Annotated in this window: 3 protein-coding genes; all 3 read left to right on the plus strand. The window is 56.0% G+C overall.

Features of this window, described 5'->3' with window-relative positions:
• The coding region (locus tag ACP691_RS21630) for a protein rep (RefSeq protein WP_426154346.1) at positions 1–956 on the plus strand (956 nt) is incomplete at its 5' end.
• 269 nt (positions 957–1,225) lie between these two features.
• Positions 1,226–1,537 (plus strand): hypothetical protein, encoded by a 312-nt coding sequence (locus ACP691_RS21635; protein ID WP_426154348.1) that lies wholly within the window; start codon positions 1,226–1,228, stop codon positions 1,535–1,537.
• On the plus strand, positions 1,537–1,842 hold the full coding sequence (locus tag ACP691_RS21640; protein WP_426154350.1) for a hypothetical protein: 306 nt from the start codon (positions 1,537–1,539) through the stop codon (positions 1,840–1,842). The genes ACP691_RS21635 and ACP691_RS21640 overlap by 1 nt, the downstream gene beginning before the upstream one ends.
• Positions 1,843–2,057: the final 215 nt, after the last annotated feature.

Below are 2,057 nucleotides of genomic sequence, written 5' to 3' on the forward strand. Positions count from 1 at the left end.
TGGCCAAAAAGAAAACCCCCGTATGCGCGTCTCTCTTGGCGGACAGGGCGCATACAGGGGTCGATGAAGCAGAGCTTCTGGGCGAAAGAATAGCACGCTATGGCCAAGCTCATGCAAGGTCGTTAGAGATGCTGGATCACCTTCGTGGTGCTCCGTCGCCAGAGGCCATAAAGACCGCTGCAGGGCTCGCCTCCTGTGGCAATTACTTGCATTTCCGGGAGTATTTCACGGTGGGCAAGGTTCGGCTTCACAACGCCACTTTCTGCAAGCAGCATCTTGTATGCCCGCTTTGCGCAATTCGGCGCGGTGCCAAGGCTCTTGGGGCCTATTTGGCACGCTGGGAGGTCATCCAGGCTGAACGCCCTGATTTGCTTCCCTATCTCATCACCCTAACCGTTAAAAATGGTGATGACCTAGAGGAGCGGCAAGCTCATCTAACGCGTTCTTTGCGTCGATTGCTCGACCGTCGTCGCAACTACGGCCTCCCAGGGCGTGCAAGGCCTTGGACAGAGCTGTGTAAGGCGGAAGGTGCGGTTTATACGCTTGAGTTGACCAACAAGGGCAATGGCTGGCATCCGCATTGCCACATGATCGCCTTGTGCGCCTCCAAGCCCTCTCAGAGCGTGCTTAGCCATGAATGGTTATCCGTTACGGGCGATAGCATGATCGTTGACTGTAGGCCGATTACAGGCGACCCCAGCGAGGGGTTCATGGAGGTCTTCAAGTACGCGGTTAAGTTTTCGGATCTGTCACTCGAAGACAACTGGTTTGCCGCTCAGCGCCTCAAGGGCAAACGCCTGCTGAATAGTTTTGGACTATTCCGGGGCGTCGAGATCCCTGAATCGCTTCTGGATGAACCCCTCGATCAGCTTCCTTACTGGGATCGTTTTTACCGCTTCCTAGGCGGTGAATATCGGTTTACAGGCGAATCTCCCAAGGCTCCTGACCAGCCTTAACCCCCACACAGATTTCTGCCCGTCAGGGGCCGCCGCACCGGCTCGTCGGGCTTGCCCGGCGAACGGAGCGCCGGGCGAAGCGAACCCTTGACGGTACCCCCACCAAACACCCTCCGGCTTCTGCTCTGGGCCAACCGGCCCAGAGCAGATGCCCCCGGCGAGGGGCTTTTGATTTACTAGCGAAGCTAGTCCTTGTTCTTCGCGTGAAACGCGATATGATTCTTTCGTGATTCAATAATGAATCTCTAAAAAATCAGATGAGAATCGCCATGACAGAATCCTCGAATCCCTTCCAGAAATACGTCCAGCATCGCCTTGAGGTAATGGCTCATGCCGATGCCGAAGCTCAGGAGAACAGCATGAAACAAGGTGTCACCCTTCGCCTCAATCCTCCAATTGTGCGTCTTGCTGATGCCCTCGCTACGCGCCTCGATGAGAGCCGCCAGTCTCTGCTTTTGGAGATCGTCACTGATGGGCTTTACCAAGTGGCGCAGGCCTATGCCGACAGCCACGGTGAAAATGCAGCCGAGGTCTATCGCGAGCTGATGCTTTCCAAAGACGCTCCGGTGGAGGGCGAGTAATGGCCGATCCGATGTTCACGATGTGCGGCCAGGTCGCCAACGTCTTCGTTCAACCAGGTGGCACTTCCAAGAAAACCGGAGAGGTTTTCGACCCTCGTGACAAGGTGCAGATCCTCGGATCGATACCGCTTCCAGAGGGGGGGCAGAAGCTCGAACTGGTCACCCTCAATGTTGAAGACGCCACCGTTTTTCAAGGTCTGGTTAACAAGGTCGTTCGGGTTCCAGTTGGGTTTTATTCCATTGGCAAAACCGTTGGCTACTTCATCCCGAGAGGCGCTAGGCCGCTCACTCGCAGCGATTCCTGATTATCCCAGTGGGGCCCGCTAGGCGCATCGGAAAGCGAAGGCACGAGCCTTCGATGCGCTTGGCGGGCTTCTTTACTTGATACATAGAAACAAAGTGCACGCAGCAGGTATGCTGACGGCACGGGAAAGGAGCCGGTATGGCCAAAAAGAAAACCCCCGTATGCGCGTCTCTCTTGGCGGACAGGGCGCATACAGGGGTCGATGAAGCAGAGCTT

The sequence above is a fragment of the Pseudomonas sp. DC3200b2 genome, assembly GCF_049895785.1.
Classification (GTDB): domain Bacteria; phylum Pseudomonadota; class Gammaproteobacteria; order Pseudomonadales; family Pseudomonadaceae; genus Aquipseudomonas; species Aquipseudomonas massiliensis.

Excerpts from the sequence above, each read along its gene's own strand:
- ACP691_RS21635 (WP_426154348.1), top strand. The coding sequence starts at position 1,226 with ATGACAGAATCCTCGAATCCCTTCCAGAAATACGTCCAGCATCGCCTT.
- ACP691_RS21640 (WP_426154350.1), top strand. The coding sequence starts at position 1,537 with ATGGCCGATCCGATGTTCACGATGTGCGGCCAGGTCGCCAACGTCTTC.